Here is a 20,218-nt window from a genome sequence, read left to right on the forward strand (position 1 = left end):
GGAAATATCCGCAAAGAATGAACGCAAAGATGTTTCGCTCGGCTTGGTGATTAAGAGTCTTCACGAATCCCGTTACATCACAAGTTGGACGGAGGAGGTCGATTCAAGATTGATCTCAGCTCCGGAGTTCAACGCTATGAATGCTTGTTCAAAAATGTTCGTCTGAGACCGGGACGTCAGGTGCTATCGAACTTTGGATGTTCGATGGTGACGTTCTCGACCATATCAGTCTGGCTCGAGTCGTAGACGTCGTCGAGACCGTCCCCTGTGGATTCTCGTCACGTTCCGATCAAGGAGCCTTCCTTTGCGACTATGAATGGACCAAAGTTTAATGGGACATACAATGGCTTCAAGACTGCTGAATGGCTCTTGACAGTCGGTTTTGTAACATCAAATCTGAAGCGGATGACCTTGGCATCGATACTACGTTTTCGGAACTACAAGCTCAGGCAAGCGTCGAAACATCTTTCATCCACCAAGCTCCTCCGACTCAACCTCAAGAGTCCGATTCGCGGCAACGTTTGGCTGCGCGAGACGGGCTCAGATGAGTCGACTTTCAGCGAGATTTGCGAGTCTGAAGTCTATTTGCCCGTCGTGAAGCGAATCCGCGAATGCAACACAATCCTCGATATCGGGGGAAATGTCGGGTTGGCCACGAGATACTTTGCATCTCGATATCCCAATTCACGAATTTTCACGGTTGAACCTGACAATAACAACTTCGCGATGCTTGCCCGGAACACAAATCATTTAGTATCCGAGGGACGATGCCAGATTCTCCAGGCCGCCCTTTGGAGCGTCGAAGCGGAGTTGATCGCTTCGACCCCGGACGATCGCAAAGACGCATTCGACTGTATCTCGGTTCGAGACGCAGGCCCTGGCGAAGTTGGAGTTGTCAATGGGGTCACCATTCAGACACTCATTGAAATGACCGGATTCAATCGGATCGACCTGCTCAAGATTGATGTCGAGGGAGCCGAAGTTGTCCTCTTTCAAAATGACACAAACTGGCTGAATCAGGTGAGAAATATTGCCATCGAATTTCACGGCACGTCTCGGGAGGATATGGATTTCGACCGTATCGTTCGTTCCTATGGTTTTGAAATCGACGAAGGCAACAGCCATACGATCTTGGCACACCGAGCTCCCTAGGAGGAGATTGCGATCGAACTGAGGGCTTGAATTCGACGATCCCATCGTCTTATGTGTTTAGCGTGTCCGAGAGCCATTTTCCTGGGGTTTTCGTGAATCCGACAAAGGTACGGCGGTGTGCTACAAGTGTCAGACTTTCGCGAGGCCCCTATTTTCAGGCTGCGTGATACGCTAAATACGCACCCATCGTCGAATTCTGACCATTCGTGGAGAAAGGCTTCAATCATACGTTATTCCTTCGATACTTCTCTCCGGGCCGCACTGCTGACATAAGGCCATTGGCTTTGGATTGCATGTGGCGTGGATGACAAATTGTGACGGCACATAATGCTGTCCCAATGCACGCAGACATGCAAGCTTTTCTGCTCTTCGATCGGTCTCCGAAAATCCGATAGCAGTCCCGACTTTCTCATCATCGATGAGGATTGACCAGAGATACGCAGTTCGATTTAATGCCCACAAATCAAAATTCAATCAACAATTGATTCAAGACCATGTTTAAACAGCACGACCCAAGAGTACCGCCGACTGACAGGAGATTGGTTCGTGAAATGACTGAAAGCCCGATGACACGGTAACTCCGACTCGCTGACCCGAACGTCATCGTCGCCTTTGTCCATTTCCCGCATCCGGATGAACTCAGTGATGACCTTGTCGGTAACATGCCCTGAACTCGCCAAAGAATCATTCAGAATTTACAATGGCTGGCCCATGAACTACCGCTTAAGGTGGCTGCGCCGTTTGTCTGATACGATCTCGCGGACCTGGAGTTCCACGTCGCCTCAGAGCAACTACTTGCAGCACCTGGTGATCCACACCAGGGAAGCGGCCGCCTAAAGTCGAAGGATCGCAGATTTTACAAATGGACATCGAGTGCCTTAAAGCCAATTCGCAAAATATTCATACGCTCCAAGCTTCGCATGCTTTACATTCAAAAAACTGTGATGTTTGTTCATTTATCAAGTTGTCAATATTTCATTTTCGAGATCAACTCTGAAATAAGGTCTTCACGTCTCTGCATGCCTACGGGGCTCCAAGGCTCGCGACTCTCTACGAGAGATGTCCTCTAACAAAATCTACTGCCATGAATATTCTTACTCTCCTTACTAAAGTGCCTTTTCCCTTGAACAGTGGTGGGATTTTACGATCACATCACATGCTGAAAGCGATTGTTGATGAGCATCGGGTTACTTTCGTGGCCTTGCATCGCCAACCCGTGGATTTGGAGGCCTGGGAACTCCAGGGCCGTTTTGAGGTTCCTCCGATCCTCTCTTCAGTCTGTGAGAATACTGCACTTACCGATCAGGGACGCCGACTGCGAGACTCGGTTCGAAAACACTGGTGGCTTCGTCCTGACTCGATTGCGAATTACGACATTCCCTCTTTATGGAACACACTTGGCTCATTAGATCTCAGCCAGTTTGATGTTATTCATCTGCGCTGGATGTTCCTTGCGCCGTACGCTCTCGCAATTAAGGCGCTGATGCCTCAGATAAAACTCGTTGTCGATATTGATGACATTTTGTCGCTCTCACAATATCGAAATGTCCGTTTCCGTCCTGTCAAGCCGTTCTCTCGGTACTATTACACGAGCTGGCTTGACGTGCTCAGATATCACTTATTTGAATCGGCAACATTGCCGTTTCTCGATTCGATGTGGGTTTGTTCCGCGCGAGACCGCGAGTATCTCGCGCGTCGTGCCGATCCCTCAAAGATCCACGTCGTGCCTAATGGTGCGGATGTTGCTTCGCTCGCGAGGCTTGTCCCTGATTTTGAATCCTGTCGATTGACTTTAGTCGGTGACTATGGAAATCCACCTAACGCACATGCAGCAATCAATTTTGTCCAGCGGACATGGCCGCTGATTCAGCGTGAGTTCCCAGCCGTCGAGCTCTGGCTTGTGGGATCGGCCCCCAACAAAGCCGTTCAAGGCTTGCACGATGAAGCAGGCAAGATCTTCGTGACAGGTTTGGTCCCTGAAGTCACCCCCTATCTCGAAGCCACCGCTGTGTCGATCGCACCCATCATGTTCGGGACGGGCACCCGACTCAAGATCATTGAGGCTATGGCCGCTGGGCTTCCTGTCGTCTCGACCACGGCTGCGGCGGAGGGAATTGATTTTGAGGGCCACGATGTCGCGAGAATTGCGGATCAGCCCGCGGAGTTCGCTCGGGCATGCCTCGATTTTCTCAAACATCCTGAGCTGCGGCGATCGATGGGGGAACGCGCCAGAAAATTTGTTAAAGCAAGATACGATTGGTCTGCGATTAGAAATGATATCGCGGCAATATACAGGACCATTTGATTAATGGCAGTGATGATTCTACAGTGTTTCTCAGTGGCTTCATGGTTGATGCAAATCAAATCTTGGCACACCATAAAAATCCAACGCCAACAAATTCGTGTTTGCTGTGTGTTCTGTTTTGATGCTAAGACGTGTTTGTCCCGATGAGTTGCTGTTTGTCGATGCGATTCAGTCAGGAACTCTTCTGAATCCCAGAGAGCGATTGGCGATCCGCTTGCGTATGACGGGATGCGGCCCCAGGCATCTCGCTCTCCGGACGCCCCGACTTTCCGTTGAGCAACTCTGATCTGCACCCGCATCTCGTTCGATATCGTTTCCCGCCCGAAGCGATTGAGTCACGCTGATCACGCACGGAGATTCCACAAGGGTTTATTCATGAACTCGCCTTCTCGTCTTCCACGACACTTTTACTCCCTCGACGCCTTGCGGGGTTTTGCGTCGCTGGCGGTCATATTCTCGCATTGGGATCACTTCTTTTATCATGGCACGAAACAAGGATCCTTTTCCCCGAATCTCCAACCGCTCTACCAACTATTTTGGCCCTTTTACAACGAAGGTGGCAGGGCTGTTGATTTGTTTTTCTGCCTGTCTGGGTTTATCTTCTTCTGGCTATATAGCTTGAAAATTCGTCGGGGAGAGGTTTCTTTCCGAGATTTTTTTCTGCTCCGCTTCTCTCGACTTTATCCCCTGCATTTCGTGACGCTCCTCCTAGTCGCCGCAGGCCAATATGTGTTTTATCTACGCCACCGAACATTTTTTGTTTATCCATACAATGATCTTTATCATTTTTTCATTCAGTTGTTTTTCGCATCGCATTGGGGCATTCATCGTGGATACTCCTTCAATGCCCCGGTTTGGTCGGTATCGATCGAGGTAATGCTCTATTTTATCTTCTTCGTACTGTGCCGTTTGGGAATCCCTCGCTGGTGGCAGCTCACTCTCCTCGCCTTGGCCGGCATGTTGGTCATGTTGCGAGTCAACCATGACCTTGGCAATGGGCTATGCTCTTTCTTTATGGGAGGGCTATCATTCTATGCTGTGAGTCATCTCTGCAAAGTCGGTTGTTCACCTCGGGTAACCAAGGTCCTTGTTCTTGTTACGCTGCTTGCATGGATCGCCGTACCGGCGTTGGTCTCTTATCTCATCCCCTTGCGGATCTATCGGGCCAGCTTCCCTTCCGGCGACCCGACGATCTTTGGGAAACAGGTCCTCGCTCTCGCTGTCACCCTGTCGACTCCAATCTTGTATAATTGTTTGCTCTTTCCCTTGACCGTGACGACCCTCGCGATGGTCGAGTCATGGTGGGGGGCCTTTGCCAAACGTCTCTCGTTCTTGGGGCATATTAGCTACTCGTCTTACCTCCTCCACTTCCCATTGCAACTCGGTTTCGTGCTGGTCGGACCTCCACTTTCGCCTGAGAGTTCTTTCTACTACTCCCCGGTTTCGCTCCTACTTTTCTTCAGCTTGCTCGTCCCCCTCTCTTTGGCGACTTATTGGTATTTCGAGAGACCGGCACAATCCTTCTTGCGCTTTCGACTGCAAGTGTCATCCCCAGGCCGTTGAATCCTACGGACGCGCACCGTGTGGTGAATCGGGGATGTCGTTAACCAAAGACGCGACCGAACCGTTTGGCGAGGGGGGGGCGGGCGGTTGTGTGGTTTCACGGTACGAGTGCTCCAACACTCGAAGGCTTCCGCACCAACGGCGAATCCACATTTTTAACTCAGATGAACTTCTATTCTTCGCAATGCGATCAAGTGGACGTCGCTCTGAGTCCTGTGTCGGTCAGGTCGTTGCATTGCGTGCACCACGCTAGCGTCCTTCACGCCATCCATCCCTCTTGCGGCTCGAACGATCCAATACCCACCGCTGCGTGTGGGGGATAGACGAGGGATCTGTCGTCACGCCAACCCTCGCGTGGGTTATGCCGCAAGAGCCTTCATCGGTATCTGAAATGGCAGCTCGGCCTCCCGCTGGTCCTACTGCTGGGTAGAACGGACTTGGGAGGGCATCAGGAGTTCGCTGTCGCCGTCGGATCCCAACCGATTTCCGATCGCCAATACATGACGGGGGCAGGGCTTAGACCAGCAGTTCATTTGGAACCAGCCCCACAACTTGAAACTTTCAAGTTGTGAGGCTGGGTACGCGTTCACAGGGTGGAAAGGCTGAAAACACGGCATTTCTGAGAGTTGGGGATGCGGAAACGAGCGTTTTTTGGGGTCTCTTGCCTTCTCAAACCCCTTGTTGTTAAGGGGCTCCGGGGTGTGAACGCGTCACTTGAAACCTTGGGATCACCGACGCCGGTCAATCGCCCAACCTGCGGTGTCGGTCAGCTCCATAGCGATTGAGGGCATCAAGTAGTTATAGGCATCCTGGGCTCCGACCAATCCGTTTCTAATCGCAATCAATAGCATGAGTCGCACGTTTTTTCCGTAGTATCCCACAAACGCGGGCTTCGGATCACCCTCGTGGATGGTGTTCTTGGCCACCTGCGTCAGAGTAGAATAGTAGGTAACGACACCTGTCGCACTTCGATCACCGATGGCGAGCACATAAACTCCCGCAAGTTCTGGGATCGAGCCAGGGACGTTGAAGAGATCAAGCTGGAATTTCACAATCTGATCCCTCATGACATCCCCACCGGAGAATCCCTGGTCATGGGCGTGATCGATGGCCCATGCCAGATAGTCATGCTCCCAGAGGGCGATCGACAATGTGGGATCCGTGTTGCGGGTCGATAGCCAGGCGACACCCAGTGGCCCCGCATTCGCCCGCGCGTTCGTATCCAGCCAGGACAGATTATTGGCGACCTTCTGAGCGAAGTAGGCCTTGGTCGGGTCCTTGTCAGGCATGTAAGCCGCGGCGTCGGTGAGATTCCTCAATCCCCATGCTCTAGCTCGGGTCTGCTCCGTACCGACAAGGCCAAAGCTTCCGCCTCGACCTCCTTCCGCGATAGGTGCGGACCAAGAGCTGATCAAGGAATCATTGCCCCAGAAAGCCAGTTCGTCAGCATAATAACGGTCGCCCGTGGCCAAATAAGGGACGTAGGCCAGGGACGGAACGTGAGCCAGGTCAGGTCGCAGAGGGCCGATACTATCCCCGGAGAGATCTCCTTGGGGACGGTCGCTGGCGGGCGAAATCGACTGGCCGCGATAGTCGAGCCAGAAGTTAGGCTTGCTGTCGATCGAGACCAGGGTTCCATCCACGTTCCGAATATGTACCGGCCATGATCCTGCCAAGTCGCCATTGGCCATGACATAATCGACCTGGCTGGGCGATTGGTGCACAAGATAGCGCGCGGTCCAGTCGGGATACGGCGCGATCTCTGGTCGGCCCCCTGTGTTGCCCATAACATCGTAGGTGTTGCCGCCACGCCCGAGAATGTCAAATGTCGCCCCGGTGGTCGAATAGGTCTCGTCCGTAACCGTATCCTGGAAACGTGGCAAGGCACCGGCCTGGTAGAACGGCTCGAAATCATGGGTGACCTGGGACTCGGTCAGGCCAAGGTCGAACACCTTACGCCAACGGGTGAGGTAGTATTGGGTCACGCCGGTCTGGCTAAATAGCGTCTGCCCTCCGGCTGTGATGTTCACGTCATAGTTCACCTTCGTAGCCCCAGCCACATCGAGGTCGTTCTCGACGGTCACATCCAGGCGATCCTGACCGTCGCGGTAAGCCCGCGTGTCGAAAATGACCCGAAGGAACGGATGGGGGTTGCCGGACGGGTCGACGGGAGCGACCGTCGTCCGCCACTCCGTGACGAGCGGGCCGTCCAACCAGAGATCGCTCGACTTCGTCGCCGGCAGGGCCGCGGTGTAGATCACTCCGCCGATGGTAAACTTGACGGATGCGTTCGGGATTTTCGGGATGAAGGTGCCGGTGCTCGGAGCGGCCTGGTTGATGGGGTAGCTCCCCGTCGCCGGCACCGAGGCGCTGACGATGGCATAACGGATCGAACCGTCGGGCCAGGTGGTCTTGACGTCGGTTTGGGTCACCAGGTTTCCAATTTGCAGGGCGTCACGCGCAGCCCCCTGTGGCACAACCTGGCCGAAGCTGGCCCACCCGGCTGTCAGGACGGTAGTCGCCAACCCGCTGGCCGGGATGAGGCTAAGAATCGTCACCGTCGTGAAAACCACAGGACTGACCGCTCCTTCCTTATCGGTCGCAGTCACCGTGGCCGTGTACTCTCCCGCCGCGGCGTACACGTGACTGGGGTTGGTCAGCCCGAGGCCACTGAGCGGGGCCGAGCCGTCGCCAAAGTTCCAGGTGTAGATGAAGCCGGCCGCGGTGTCAACAGGGCTGGGGTCGGTGGCCGAGGCTTGGAACGTCAGCGTCTGCCCCGGGAGGGCTGAGTAGGACCCGCTCCCAAACACCGTCGGGGCCACGTTGGCAATCGTCACTGTCGCGGAGGCAACGGCAGACTGGCCGGCGGAATCCGTCACTCGAAGCTGGACGGTATAAGAGCCATTATCCGCGAATGTCGATACAACGGTCTGTCCGACGGTCTCGAAGCTGCCGTTGTTGTCGAGGTCCCAGGCGTAGGTGTACGACCCGTTGCCGCCACCGGCCGTCGCCGTGAAGCTCGTCGAGGCCCCCTCGAAACCGGTGTACGGTCCCCCCGCGGACGCGATCAGAGGCGGGTCGGGCGGCTTGGCGACGGTGACCGTCGTCGCGACGGCGGGACTGGTGGCGTTATCCTTGTCGGTGGCGGTGACGAGGACCGTGTAAGTGCCGGGCGTGGTGTAGATATGGCTCGGACTCGACAGCCCTTTACCGCTCACCGGGGCCGTGCCGTCGCCGAAGTTCCAGGTGTAGGTGAAGCCGGCCGCAGTGTCGACGGTACTCGGGTCGGTGGCCGAACCGCCAAGCGTCAGGGTTTGACCCGCGACCACCGTGTACGGGCCGCTCACCGAAGCCGTCGGCGCTACGTTGGCGACGGTGATCGTCGCGGAGGCAACGGCGGACTGGCCCGCGGAGTCGGACACGCGGAGCTTGACGGTATAAGTCCCGTTATCAGCGAATGTCGATACAACGGTCTGTCCGACGGTCTCGAAGCTGCCGTTGTTGTCGAGGTCCCAGGCGTAGGTGTACGACCCGTTGCCGCCACCGGCCGTCGCCGTGAAGCTCGTCGAGGCCCCCTCGAAACCGGTGTACGGTCCCCCCGCGGACGCGATCAGAGGCGGGTCGGGCGGCTTGGCGACGGTGACCGTCGTCGCGACGGCGGGACTGGTGGCGTTATCCTTGTCGGTGGCGGTGACGAGGACCGTGTAAGTGCCGGGCGTGGTGTAGATATGGCTCGGACTCGACAGCCCTTTACCGCTCACCGGGGCCGTGCCGTCGCCGAAGTTCCAGGTGTAGGTGAAGCCGGCCGCAGTGTCGACGGTACTCGGGTCGGTGGCCGAACCGCCAAGCGTCAGGGTTTGACCCGCGACCACCGTGTACGGGCCGCTCACCGAAGCCGTCGGCGCTACGTTGGCGACGGTGATCGTCGCGGAGGCAACGGCGGACTGGCCCGCGGAGTCGGACACGCGGAGCTTGACGGTATAAGTCCCGTTATCAGCGAATGTCGATACAACGGTCTGTCCGACGGTCTCGAAGCTGCCGTTGTTGTCGAGGTCCCAGGCGTAGGTGTACGACCCGTTGCCGCCACCGGCCGTCGCCGTGAAGCTCGTCGAGGCCCCCTCGAAACCGGTGTACGGTCCCCCCGCGGACGCGATCAGAGGCGGGTCGGGCGGCTTGGCGACGGTGACTGTCGTCGCGACGGCGGGACTGGTGGCGTTGTCCTTGTCGGTGGCGGTGACGAGGACCGTGTAAGTGCCGGGCGTGGTGTAGATATGGCTCGGACTCGACAGCCCTTTACCGCTCACCGGGGCCGTGCCGTCGCCGAAGTTCCAGGTGTAGGTGAAGCCGGCCGCGGTGTCGACGGTACTCGGGTCGGTGGCCGAACCGCCAAGCGTCAGGGTTTGACCCGCGGTGGCCGTATAGGGACCGCTCACCGCGGCCGTCGGTGCCACGTTCGCCACGGCGACCGTCGTGGAGACAACGACGGACTGGCCCGCGGAATCGGCCACGCGGAGCTTGACGGTATAAGTGCCGTTGTCGGGGAAAGTCGCCGCGACGGTCTGTCCGACGGTCTCGAAGCTGCCGTTGTTGTCGAGGTCCCAGGCGTAGGTGTACGTCCTGTTGCCGCCTCCGGCCGTCGCCTTGAGACTCGTCGGGACCCCCTCAAAACCGGTGTACGGGCCTCCTGCGGTGGCGGCCAAGATCGGGCCGGTGGGCTTGGTGACGGTGACAGTGGTGCTTGCGGCGGGTCCAGTGGCTCCGTTCTTGTCCGTCGCGGCGACCAAGACATTGTAGGTTCCCGCCGATGCGTAGACATGGCTTGGACTCGACAGCCCCTTCCCGCTGACTTGCGGCGAGGAGTCGCCGAAGTTCCAGGTGTAGGTGAAACCGGCCGCGGTGTCGACGGTACTCGGGTTGGTGACCGAACCACCAAGTGTTAGGGCTTGACCCGCGATCGCCGTGTACGGGCCACTCACCGAAGCCGTCGGCGCTACGTTGGCGACGGTGACCGTCGTCGCGACGGCGGGACTGGTGGCGTTGTCCTTGTCGGTGGCGGTGACGAGGACGGTGTAAGTGCCGGGCGTGGTGTAGATATGGCTCGGACTCGACAGCCCTTTACCGCTCACCGGGGCCGTGCCGTCGCCGAAGTTCCAGGTGTAGGTGAAGCCGGCCGCGGTGTCGACGGTACTCGGGTCGGTGGCCGAACCCTGGAGCGTCAGCGTCTGGCCCGCGGTGGCCGTATAAGGACCGCTCACCGCGGCCGTCGGTGCCACGTTCGCCACGGCGACCGTTGTGAACAACTGCACCGTGGCCCCGGAGCCATCGGTCACTGAGAGCGTGGCGGTATAAGGTTTGTTGTCCCGATAAACATGCTCAGGGGTCAGTGAGCCGCTGGCCCGATCACCGTCACCGAAATCCCAGGCATAGGTTAAGTTGGACCTTCCCAAGGCACTCCCTGAGAAGGTGAGAATGTCGCCTTCGTTTGCGACCAGGTTGGGTCCAGCGGAGGCAAAAAGGACGGGTTCGATCTTCAGGGCGTTGGGCTTCACGTTCAGTGGAGTCTTGCCGGCGCTCGTGAACCTCAGATTGAGTTGACCATCAGTCACGGCGACCTGAAAACTTGGTGGCGCGAGAGGCCGGGACGTCGCCGGCTGCCCCGTGGTCATCAACCGCCCCTCGGCCCAGATCGAAAGTTGATTTCGAACGCGCGGATCTCTCACCGTGACTGACACCTGATAAAGGCCGTTCGGCAAATCCACGCGGAAGTCGTTTTCGGAACCAGGATTCGCGTCGCGTTGCCGAGGACCGGAAGTGGCCCGGGCGGTCGCCTTGAACGGGGTTGCCCAACCGTAGCCCAGGATTGGGCTATAAGGAGCGTTGGATACGGCAATTGTCCGTGGAGCGAAAGCCGCACTGGTCTTGCCGAAATCGAATTGGGACGAAGCGATCCCCGTGGCCATCAGGCTTCGATCTTCGAGGGCCTCGACCTGCAATCGGAGCTGATGCTTCGAGGCTTCCTTGCCTTCCGATCGTAGGAAGCCCCGCCAAAACGATTTTGTCATTTCGATGAGTCCTGTAAATCAGAGCGAAATCGGCATATAAATTAACCCGTCTCGAAGCAGAGGATCCCGATCGCAAAATCAACAAATGCAAATGCGAGTACAGACTCGTTCCGGAATCGACACCCGCCTCTCGATAAAAGGGAGAGAGTGGGGGTGATTGAACGGCTTGCACTCAATGTTGTGAACGAGGCTGACGGATGAAGGATGGAGCGATCGTTTCGGACGGGAATCGATACGGATACTGCACGAACTCTAGGTCATCATTGCAGAATCGGCAAGTCGTCTCGAAGGGAGTTCGAAACCCTCGAAGTTACCGTCCGGGGAGTGTTTCGGCGGAATCAGAAAATCTCGCCCTCAGACTATCGCGTGGCTTGGGCCGATGGGTTACGATCGCTCCGGCTGAATTCAAACGCGCCCGACGCGTGACGAGAAACAAATTCACGCATCAGCGTCAATGCGCATCAACCAACGTTTACCGATCTGGCTTAATCCCTTTAAATATCGCATTCAAGCGGTTGTCTGCACTCCGAACGATTGACTGCGATACGGGTCCAGCCGGCGTCTCGTTCCCTTCCAGGGTGACCCTCGCGTCCATCCACCTCATTTCGTCTGTGGTCTCACGCACGGGAAATCGTCGCTTCGCATACCGGTATTGCAGTCACTTAAAGAGTTACAACCAAATGCAGGTCAAATTCGCCAAAAAACCAAAGGCGGAGGTTGACACATCTCGCAGTCCATTATCACCATGACTGCAACCAACCACGGGTCGTAAGGTGTATGCAATGGGCCGCCGATCAGGGAGCAAGCCGCACGCATTGGCGGGCGGACTTGCGCGGCACTGATCCGATGCGCCCACGCGATCTGAGCCCATTCCTCGATCGCCATCGCTCTGGGTCGGCCTGCTCAGGTGGATGCCGGGGACGCCCGACATGGATCTCGCGTCGAGCGAGGAGTCCGGTCAAGGCGGAGTCGGAGGTGTCGTCGCCGTTGGTCGTTGCCAGGGGCGGGATCATCGATTCGATGGTGTCGGAGTCTGGGCCGTTCGAACGGCGATCCGGTCGTTTCCGCAGTTTGTCCTGGTCTTTCCAAACCCCTTTGGGGATTCCGTGAGCGAATCGGGCGATCCGCACCGAGGCCGGACGCTCCTCGCTTGCCCACGACCCGAACCCAATGAATGAACCGACGTAACTCATCCGAGAGACTCTGCTCACGCTTGCGAAAGCCATCCCAATCCAGACAAGGCTCATAACAAGCTTAAAACAACCAAAAGCCGCCATAAATTGGGTTCGAGTTGTTTTTTGTCTACCTACGGTAATTTCTCTGGAAATCCGCTCCGGCTTATCTCATAGTTCAAAATTAACATTTGTCAAGATTGGCGTTTGATGGGCATTCGACCTTCCCGAAATCGCGTGTTGGATTAGGAAGAACGGCGAAGTTTTCCTGGAAGTCCCGAGGGTCGGCGACTGACGGAATGTTTGGAGCCCGCAACGGCCCCGACGTGGGGGCCAACGGCAGAGATGGACTCTGCCCAGTCAGGGCCTGCAAGCCCGATTCCATACCTGAACCGGCCTTGAACGCAAACGGATTAATGGATCGACTTACCGGCGATCATTCCCGGCCCGAACGGTCCTGGTATGATCGCCTTGAGGATACTGTCTATCATGAGACGAAGGCTGAATATTAAGCTTTTGATTGGCCTCGTGGTCACCTCTGGTCTACTCGGTGGGGTGGTTCACCTCGTCCATGGATTTCAAGAAAAACGCAATATCGGAGCGCTGCTCAAACGGGCTGACCTGGCCGAGCGCAACGGCGATCATGATGAGGCTGAAAAATATTTAAGCCGCTATCTGGCCTTCCGACCCGATGATGGAACGACCCTCGCACGATACGGGCTGGCGCTCGCCAAGGGCGCTCCGGGTGGTGCGGCTCGAGCGAAGGCGTTAATGGTCCTGGAACGGGCGCTTCTGCGCGTCCCCGACCGCGACGACGTCCGCCGCCGAGCGGCGGAGTTGGGGGTCGAACTCGGGCGGCCGAAGGAGGCGAGCGAACCGATCGTCACTTTGCTCCTCAAGCCGGGCCTCGGGCAGGTCCCAAGTCTGGGGGATCGCCGGCGTCTGGAAGCCCAACTCCTCGAATTCTCACGGCGAAAGCCCGAGGAGGGACCGCCCGCCGCGCTCAAGCAACTCCTGACTCGCCCCGATCCCGCGCTCGAAGAACTTCTCGGCCGTTGCTTCGAGGATCAAGGACGAACCAGTCGACGTGACGAAGCCGAGGCTTATTACCGAAAGGCCGCGGCGTGCTACCGGCTGGCCCTGGCTCAGGCACCGGACCAGATCGAAACCTATGGACGACTGAGCGCCCTCCTCCGAGAACGAATGGGCGACCCGGCTCAGGCCGATCGGGTCATGGACGCGAGCGAACTCAAGGACGGGCTCATCGCCAAGAACCCGCAGTCGTTCCGGGCCTATTTGCTTCGCGCCCGCTATCGCAAGGAGAACGGGCTGGCCGGTGCGGCGGAGGACGTTGCCCAGGCGCAGCAACTGGCTCCCCATGAGTTTGAGGTGCTGGTCGCGAACGCGGAATCGGCCCGGTTGGCGGGCAAGCTTGACACGGCCCGGACGCTCCTCCAAGAGGGCGAATCGTCCAACCCGAAGGACGTGCGGATTTATCAGAGTCGGATGGCGGTCGAGACCCAGGCGGGCCGAGTCAACGAGGCGACCGCGGCGCTGCGGCGGGGCCTCAAGGCCTTGCCCGACCAGGTCGATCTGCTCTGGAACCTGGCCGAGTCGCTGATTCAAGCCGGTCAACTGGACGAAGCCGCCGTCGAGCTCAAAAAACTCCGCCAGAAGAACGACATTCTGACCGCTCCGATCGATTACCTTGATGGGCGACTGCTCGTTGCGAAGGGCCGATGGCCCGAGGCCATTCGGATTTTGGAGAAGTCCCGCGCGTTGATGGCGGGAACGCCCTCTCTGAACAGCCTGACCAAACAGGCAGACCTCCTCCTCGCTCAGGGCTACGAATGGCTCGGGCTCCCCGAGCAGCGACTGGCCGCGTGTCGTCGGGCGCTGGCTCTCGATCCTCAATGGGTCCCCGCCCGGCTGGCGCAGGCGGCCGCACTTCTCGCCCTGGGACGAAGCGAGGCCGCCATTGAGTCGTATCGGAGTCTCGTCCCTCAGGCTCCCTCGGTACGACCGATCCTGGCGCGGCTGCTGGTTGCCCAAAACTTGCGTCTGACGGCCGAGCAGCAACGCGACCCTGTCCGCTGGCAGGAGGTCGAGACTCTGCTGGATCAAGCGGAGCAGGCGGCGCCGACATCAGTTGAGGTGCCGCTCCTCCGTGCCGAAATCCTCACAGCGCGGGGCCGGATCGAGGAAGCGCGAGGACGACTCGAGGTGTTCAAGAAGGCTCATCCCGACCGGGTCGAGCCCTGGATTGCGCTCTCCCAACTGGCGGAGGAGGAAGGGAAGCCGGATGACGCGCTCGCGCTCATCAAGCAAGCCGAGAACCAACTGGGTGACCGAGTGGAACTTCGCCTGGCGGAGGCGAGCTATTGGGGACGGCGCGGGGGGGACGAAGCCCCCAAGAAGCTCGGCGAGCTGACCCAAGCCCTCGAAAAGCTCGCGTCCAAGGACCGGCCGCGTCTCGAGGACGGATTGGCGAATGCCTACCTCCGTCTCGGCAACCTCCAAGAAGCCGATCGAATCTGGACCGAGGCGGCCAAGCGGCGACCGGAGGACCGGCAGCTCGCGACCCTCCTGCTCGGTTTGTCCCTCCGCCGCGGCGATGACGAGTCGATTGGGCGGTCGTCGAGCCGATTGCGACAGATCGAGGGGGAGGACGGTGCCCTCTGGCGGTATGCCGACGCGGCCCGACTCGTTTTGAGAGCAAAGCCCGGGAATGGAGCGCTGCTCAGTCAGGCGAGGACTCTCCTGGCCGAAGTCTCCAAGAAGCGGCCGGAATGGGCCCTCGTCTCGCTCCTGGAGGGCGAGATCGCCGAAAAGGAGGGGAAGCCGGATCGGGCCATCGAGTCCTACCTGAAGGCGATTCGGGGGGGCGAGCGGCCTCCGCAAGTGGTGCGTCAGGTGATCCAGTTGCTCAATCAGCACGGGCGCACCGTGGAGGCGGACCGCTTGATCGAAGACCTGCTCAAATCGACCCCGCCTGTCGGTCTGTTGGGGCAACTCGCCGCCGAGAAGTCGTTGCGGAATCGAGACCAGGGCCAGGCCCTGGAACTGGCCCGCCAGGCGATCGCGCCGGATTCCAAGGACTATCACGACCGGATCTGGCTCGCACAGATGCTTTGGGCCGCCAAGAAGCCGGCCGAGGCCGAAGTGGAACTACGTCGCGCAGTCGCGATGGCCGGAAAAGAGCCTGAGGTTTGGATGGCTCTGATTCAGTTCCTCTCCGAGACCGATCAGAAGGTCGCCGCTGAGCAGGCCATTGCCGAAGCGGGGCGGCAACTTCCTCCCGATCTCGTGACGTTGACGCTGGCGCGTTGCTACGATCGGATCGGTGACCGCGCCAAGGCCGAAGAGCAATACGTCGCCGCTCTGAAGACCCACCCCGACAACGCCGCGATCCACCTGACAGTCGCGAACTTCTATCTGGCGACCCAGCGGCCGGAAAACGCCCAAACCTTGCTGCGCAAGGTTCTCGATCCCCAGCTCAAAGCCCCCCAGCAGATCGTGGCGTCAGCGCGACGAAGCCTGGCTCTCAGCCTGGCCAATGGTGACTCCGAATCCTTTCTGGAGGCGGCATCACTTCTTGACAAGAACATCGCCGAGGAGGGGGGACTGATCGAAGATCAGCGTTTCAAGGCGCTGCTGCTGGCTTCGCGCCCGGGGCATCGGCGCGAGGCGATCGCGAAGTACGAAGAGTTGGCACAGCGGTCGACCCCCTCCCCGCTCGAGAAATATCAGCTCGCCCAGCTCCACGCCGCGGGCCGCGACTGGTCCAAAGCACGCGACCTTCTTCTCAGCTTGGTGTCTGTCGACGCTGAGAATCCGGACTATCTGTACTCGCTCTCGCGCGTTCTCCTGGCCCGTGGCGATCTCGACCAGGCCCGACCTTGGATTACCAAGCTGGAGAAGGCGACACCCGAGAGCCTCCAAGTCGTCGAACTCAAGGCTCGCTTGCTTCACAAGGATGGCAAGGGAACGGAAGCGGTTGCCGCCCTCGAAGCCCGCGCCGCGAGCGATCCGAATGACGGCTTGGCCATTGCATCCCTGCTCGAAGAGCTGAACGAGACCGCCGCCGCCGAGCGATTGACCCGCAAGTTCGTCGACCAATCGAAGGATCCAAAGGCTGTCCTCGTGCTTGCTCTCTTCCTCGGTCGGCACGGGCGAGATCGCGAAGCCCTTGACCTTTGCGAGGGCGCCTGGAAAACATGCCCCCCCGTCATGGTCAGCAACGCCGCCCTGAGAATTCTCCACGCCGCGAAAGCCGACGACGAACAGTCCCGCCGGGTCATGACCTGGATTGAGGAGGAGATCCGCAAGTCTCCGAATGAGGTCCAGCTCATGTTCGACCTGGCCAACCTCAAGATCCTCCAACGTCACTATCCCGACGCCGAGGCGCTGATGAGGCGGATCATTGCCCTGAAGCCGGGAACCGGCGGCCCCATGAACAACCTCGCCTGGCTGCTCGCCGCGCGCGGTGAGAAAGCGGAGGAAGCGCTTGACCTCATCAATCGAGCCATCACCCTGGACGGCTCGAATCCCGAAGCTCTCGACACGCGAGGACTCGTCTACTTGGCGCTGGGCAAACCCGAGGCCGCACTGAAGGACCTGACCGAAGCCGCGACCGTCAATCCTTCCCCGCTCTTGTTTTTCCACCTCGCTCGTGCCCAGATGCGCTCTGACCGGCGCGATGCCGCCCGGGAAACGCTCCGCAAGGCGCAAGCCGCGGGCCTCGTCGAAAACGCCATCGATCCGCTCGAACGGGAAGACTATCGCCGATTGGTTGCCGCGCTAAGCCCATGATTGGCGAGGCCAGGCGAGGTGAGCATCCGCCAAAACCTCCCGATGCCCGCATCGTCTCTGAATGGCTGATTCACCAAAAGAAGTCGGGAGGGGCTGGCTACCAGGCCCTCCCGACACTAATCTCGGAGACCAGAAAAAACGGCGGAAGCGGTCGTTGCAGCCTGGCCGAACCTGGCGAAACACTCACCGCATCGCCAAGCTCCACTCACGATCGAGCAAGTGGAATCAACATCAAGCTCGCAAATGCCGGTTCCTCGGGAAACTTGAACCAACATTCCCGTGATCGGGATGGCTGTCCGCTTCCCCTGCTCGCCGCTTCCGGCCGATGCCCACGGGCCGGAAATAAAATCTATTTATTTGCATGTTTCAAATGCGAGCATAGCTAATGGCTTCGACCGACCCCCTGTATACCATCGTCCTCGCCGGCGGGAAGGGTTCGCGGATGCGGAGCCTTGACCGCCACAAGGTCTGTTTTGAGGTCGCCGGGGTGCCCGCGATCGTGCGGGCGATCGACATTTACAATTTGCTCGGCGTGACCAAGAACGTGGTGGTCGTCGGTGAGATGGCCGGGCAAGTCGTCGAGACGGTGGGCCGCCGGTTCGGGAACGTGGTGTTCGCCTACCAACCCGAGGCGCTCGGAACCGGGGACGCGGCGCGTTGCGGGCTGCGGGCCCTGTCGGAGGTCGACGACAATGCCCGGATCCTGGTGATCGCTGGCGATAAGATCATCGAAGGGGCGACGCTGAGTCGGTTTCTCGACCACGCCGACCGGACCGGCGGGGACCTGACCCTGCTGGTTTCCCCCGCCGGGTTAGCTTCCGAGGGGTCAGGGCGCGTCCTCTTCCGCCCCGACGGCCGCCCGCTGGGCATCGTCGAGGCCTCGGACATCCGGGTCCTCGCCTGCCGCAACGCGTTGCGCAAGGCACTCGCCGCCGAGCCGGACGAGACGATCGCCAGGGCAAAAGTCGAGGAGGCCATTGCGCAACACCTGGGGCCGGGGGGGTCGTGGTCGACGGTTCTGGGGTTCTCCAAGAAGTCGGGGCCGTCCAACGAGGAGCGACGTGCGACCTTCCGCCGCGACGAGTGGCTCGCCCGGCTCGAGGACCTTCCCCACGAGCTCCGGCTCGCACCTGACGTTCCGCCGATCGCGGCGGCCGACGCGGCCCGCTCGCAATTCGTCAACGAGTCGATCTATCTCATCCGGAAAGGGGCGCTTCGCTACGGTCTGGATCAGATGACCACCGCGAATGCTCAGGGCGAGGAGTACCTGACCGACGCCGTCGGGGCCGTGATGATCGGAACCGACGGTGAGCGGGGGACGCGCTATCAGTCGAGCTTTCTGGCCACCGAGCGGCCCGGCGAGATCATGTCGTTCAACAACCCCGAGGAGCTGCTGGTCATTGAGGACCGATTTCGAGGGCAACGCGCCCACGCCCTTGACGACCTCAGTGACCGGCTCGGGGAATCGCGCTATCGAACGGCCGAGGAATGGCTCTCCTTGTTTCCCGAGCCGCCTGAACTCGCTCCCTCCACCGACGAGGCGCTTCGGAGCTACTACGGCGACGACCCCGTCCTGATCGCCGACCGGCGGCGGCACTATCGCCGGACCCTGCTCCGGTTCCGCGACGCCTTCGGGGGGGATCGCCGCGTCATCGTGGTCCGATCGCCGGGCCGAATCAACATTCTGGGCCGACATATCGACTGGCAAGGGGGGCACTGCAACCTCATGGCCGTCGACCAAGAGGCGATCGTGGTCGCCTCCCCCCGGACCGACGACATGGTCGAGATCCGCAACGTTCGGCCCGACCAGTTCCCCGACGCGTCGATCGCGCTCGCCAAGCTCGTGAGCCAACTCGATTGGGATGACTGGATGAGTTGCGTCAATGGCCAGGAACTCCAGCGCCGGCTCCGGCGGTCCGCCGGTGACTGGAGCCTCTACTTCGAGGCGGCCATGCTCCGGCTTCAGATGGAGTTCCGCCACCAGCGGCTCGTCGGCATGGATGTCGCCATCGACAGCAATATCCCGATGGCGGCGGGCATGAGCTCGTCGTCAGCGCTGGTGGTCGCCGCGGCGGAGGCGGCCGTGGCCCTGAACGGGCTAGACCTGGCCCCGCGCCAGTTCGTCAATTTCTGCGGCGAAGGCGAATGGTTCGTCGGCACCCGGGGCGGCAGCGCCGACCACGCGGCCATGAAGTTCGGCAGCAAGGGAATGGTCTCGCACGTCAAGTTTCACGAGTTCGAGTTGCTCGAGCGGGTGCGGTTCCCCACGACGCACCGGATGGTCGTCTGCAACTCGTTCGTGCTGGCGAAGAAAGCGGCGGGAGCGAAGGCGGTCTTCAACGCCCGCGTCGCCTCCTACTTGCTCGGAGTGGCACTAGTTCGGCAGAAGTTCCCCCATCTCGCCCCGCTGATCCGGTTCGTTCGCGACATCCAGCCCGACTCGCTCGGGATTCCCGCGTCGCGAATCTACGAGGTCCTGCTGGAACTGCCGGAGTCGATCTCCGCCGCGGAGGCTCGGCGGCTCTTCATTGATGAGGCCGAGACGTGGTCGAACTTGGCGCCCTACCTGACCGGCCACGACGCTCAGGAGGAGTATCCGGTCCGCGGCGTGGTGCTCTACGGGATCAGCGAATGCGCCCGGGCGCGCGAAGCCGTCTCCTGCCTTCGAACCGGCGATATGAGAGCGTTCGGAGCCCTGATGAACCATTCGCACCAAGGCGAGCGCCGGTTTCTCGTGGCCGACGACCTCTCGGTCGAGCCGCATCACTCCGACGTCTCCGACGCCTATCTGCACGCGTTGATCGCCGACCTGGAGAGCGGCGACGAAACCCGGGCCGAACGGGCTCGGCTGGCGAATCAGCCCGGTGCCTATCGCTGCAGTACGCGCGAGGTTGACGCCCTGGTCGACATCGCCTGCCGGACGCCCGGCGTGCTCGGTGCCCAGATCGCGGGAGCCGGGCTCGGTGGCTGCGCCATGGTGCTCGCCGAGGAAGCGGCGGTTCCTGAACTGACGGCGCGGTTGAATGAGCATTTCTACCGCCGCCAAGGCTTACCCTCGGGAGTCTACGTCTGCACTCCCGCGGCAGGCAGTCGGGTCGTCGCCATCGAGTCGTGAACCGACGGTAGCAAGGTGCCGACCTGAGCGGACCGAG

6 protein-coding genes are annotated in these 20,218 nt (G+C 59.7%); 5 read left to right on the forward strand and 1 reads right to left on the reverse strand.

What is annotated here, in order from left to right:
• Positions 1 to 267: 267 nt before the first annotated feature.
• The 3 genes from BUS42_RS24555 to BUS42_RS24565 all read left to right on the forward strand — a co-directional run bounded on the left by BUS42_RS24555 (position 268) and on the right by BUS42_RS24565 (position 5,020).
• The gene (locus BUS42_RS24555) at positions 268 to 1,152 is read left to right on the forward strand and encodes an FkbM family methyltransferase (protein ID WP_143206497.1); all 885 of its coding nucleotides are present in this window, start codon (positions 268 to 270) and stop codon (positions 1,150 to 1,152) included.
• A 1,156-nt stretch (positions 1,153 to 2,308) separates the two neighbouring features.
• On the forward strand, positions 2,309 to 3,457 hold the full coding sequence (locus tag BUS42_RS24560; RefSeq protein WP_159452288.1) for a glycosyltransferase: 1,149 nt from the start codon (positions 2,309 to 2,311) through the stop codon (positions 3,455 to 3,457).
• A 375-nt stretch (positions 3,458 to 3,832) separates the two neighbouring features.
• Positions 3,833 to 5,020: an acyltransferase family protein gene (locus tag BUS42_RS24565; RefSeq protein WP_074311450.1), complete on the forward strand. Its 1,188-nt coding sequence runs from the start codon at positions 3,833 to 3,835 to the stop codon at positions 5,018 to 5,020.
• Between the two features lie 728 nt (positions 5,021 to 5,748).
• Here the strand turns inward: BUS42_RS24565 and BUS42_RS24570 are convergent.
• Positions 5,749 to 11,082 carry a PKD domain-containing protein gene (locus BUS42_RS24570; RefSeq protein ID WP_074311452.1) on the reverse strand — a complete coding sequence of 1,778 codons (5,334 nt, stop codon included), beginning with the start codon at positions 11,080 to 11,082 and terminating at the stop codon, positions 5,749 to 5,751.
• Positions 11,083 to 12,743: 1,661 nt separating this feature from the next.
• Between BUS42_RS24570 and BUS42_RS24580 the strand changes: the two genes are divergently transcribed.
• Complete coding sequence (locus BUS42_RS24580) at positions 12,744 to 17,066, forward strand: tetratricopeptide repeat protein (protein ID WP_074311456.1); 4,323 nt, start codon at positions 12,744 to 12,746, stop codon at positions 17,064 to 17,066.
• Positions 17,067 to 17,451: 385 nt separating this feature from the next.
• Positions 17,452 to 20,181 carry a galactokinase family protein gene (locus BUS42_RS24585; protein WP_074311458.1) on the forward strand — a complete coding sequence of 910 codons (2,730 nt, stop codon included), beginning with the start codon at positions 17,452 to 17,454 and terminating at the stop codon, positions 20,179 to 20,181.
• Positions 20,182 to 20,218 lie beyond the last annotated feature (37 nt).

Origin of the sequence: Singulisphaera sp. GP187, assembly GCF_900129635.1 — a bacterium.
GTDB lineage: Bacteria > Planctomycetota > Planctomycetia > Isosphaerales > Isosphaeraceae > Singulisphaera.

Excerpts from the sequence above, each read along its gene's own strand:
- BUS42_RS24570 (WP_074311452.1), bottom strand. The coding sequence starts at position 11,082 with ATGACAAAATCGTTTTGGCGGGGCTTCCTACGATCGGAAGGCAAGGAA.
- BUS42_RS24560 (WP_159452288.1), top strand. The coding sequence starts at position 2,309 with ATGCTGAAAGCGATTGTTGATGAGCATCGGGTTACTTTCGTGGCCTTG.
- BUS42_RS24585 (WP_074311458.1), top strand. The coding sequence starts at position 17,452 with ATGGCTTCGACCGACCCCCTGTATACCATCGTCCTCGCCGGCGGGAAG.
- BUS42_RS24565 (WP_074311450.1), top strand. The coding sequence starts at position 3,833 with ATGAACTCGCCTTCTCGTCTTCCACGACACTTTTACTCCCTCGACGCC.
- BUS42_RS24580 (WP_074311456.1), top strand. The coding sequence starts at position 12,744 with ATGAGACGAAGGCTGAATATTAAGCTTTTGATTGGCCTCGTGGTCACC.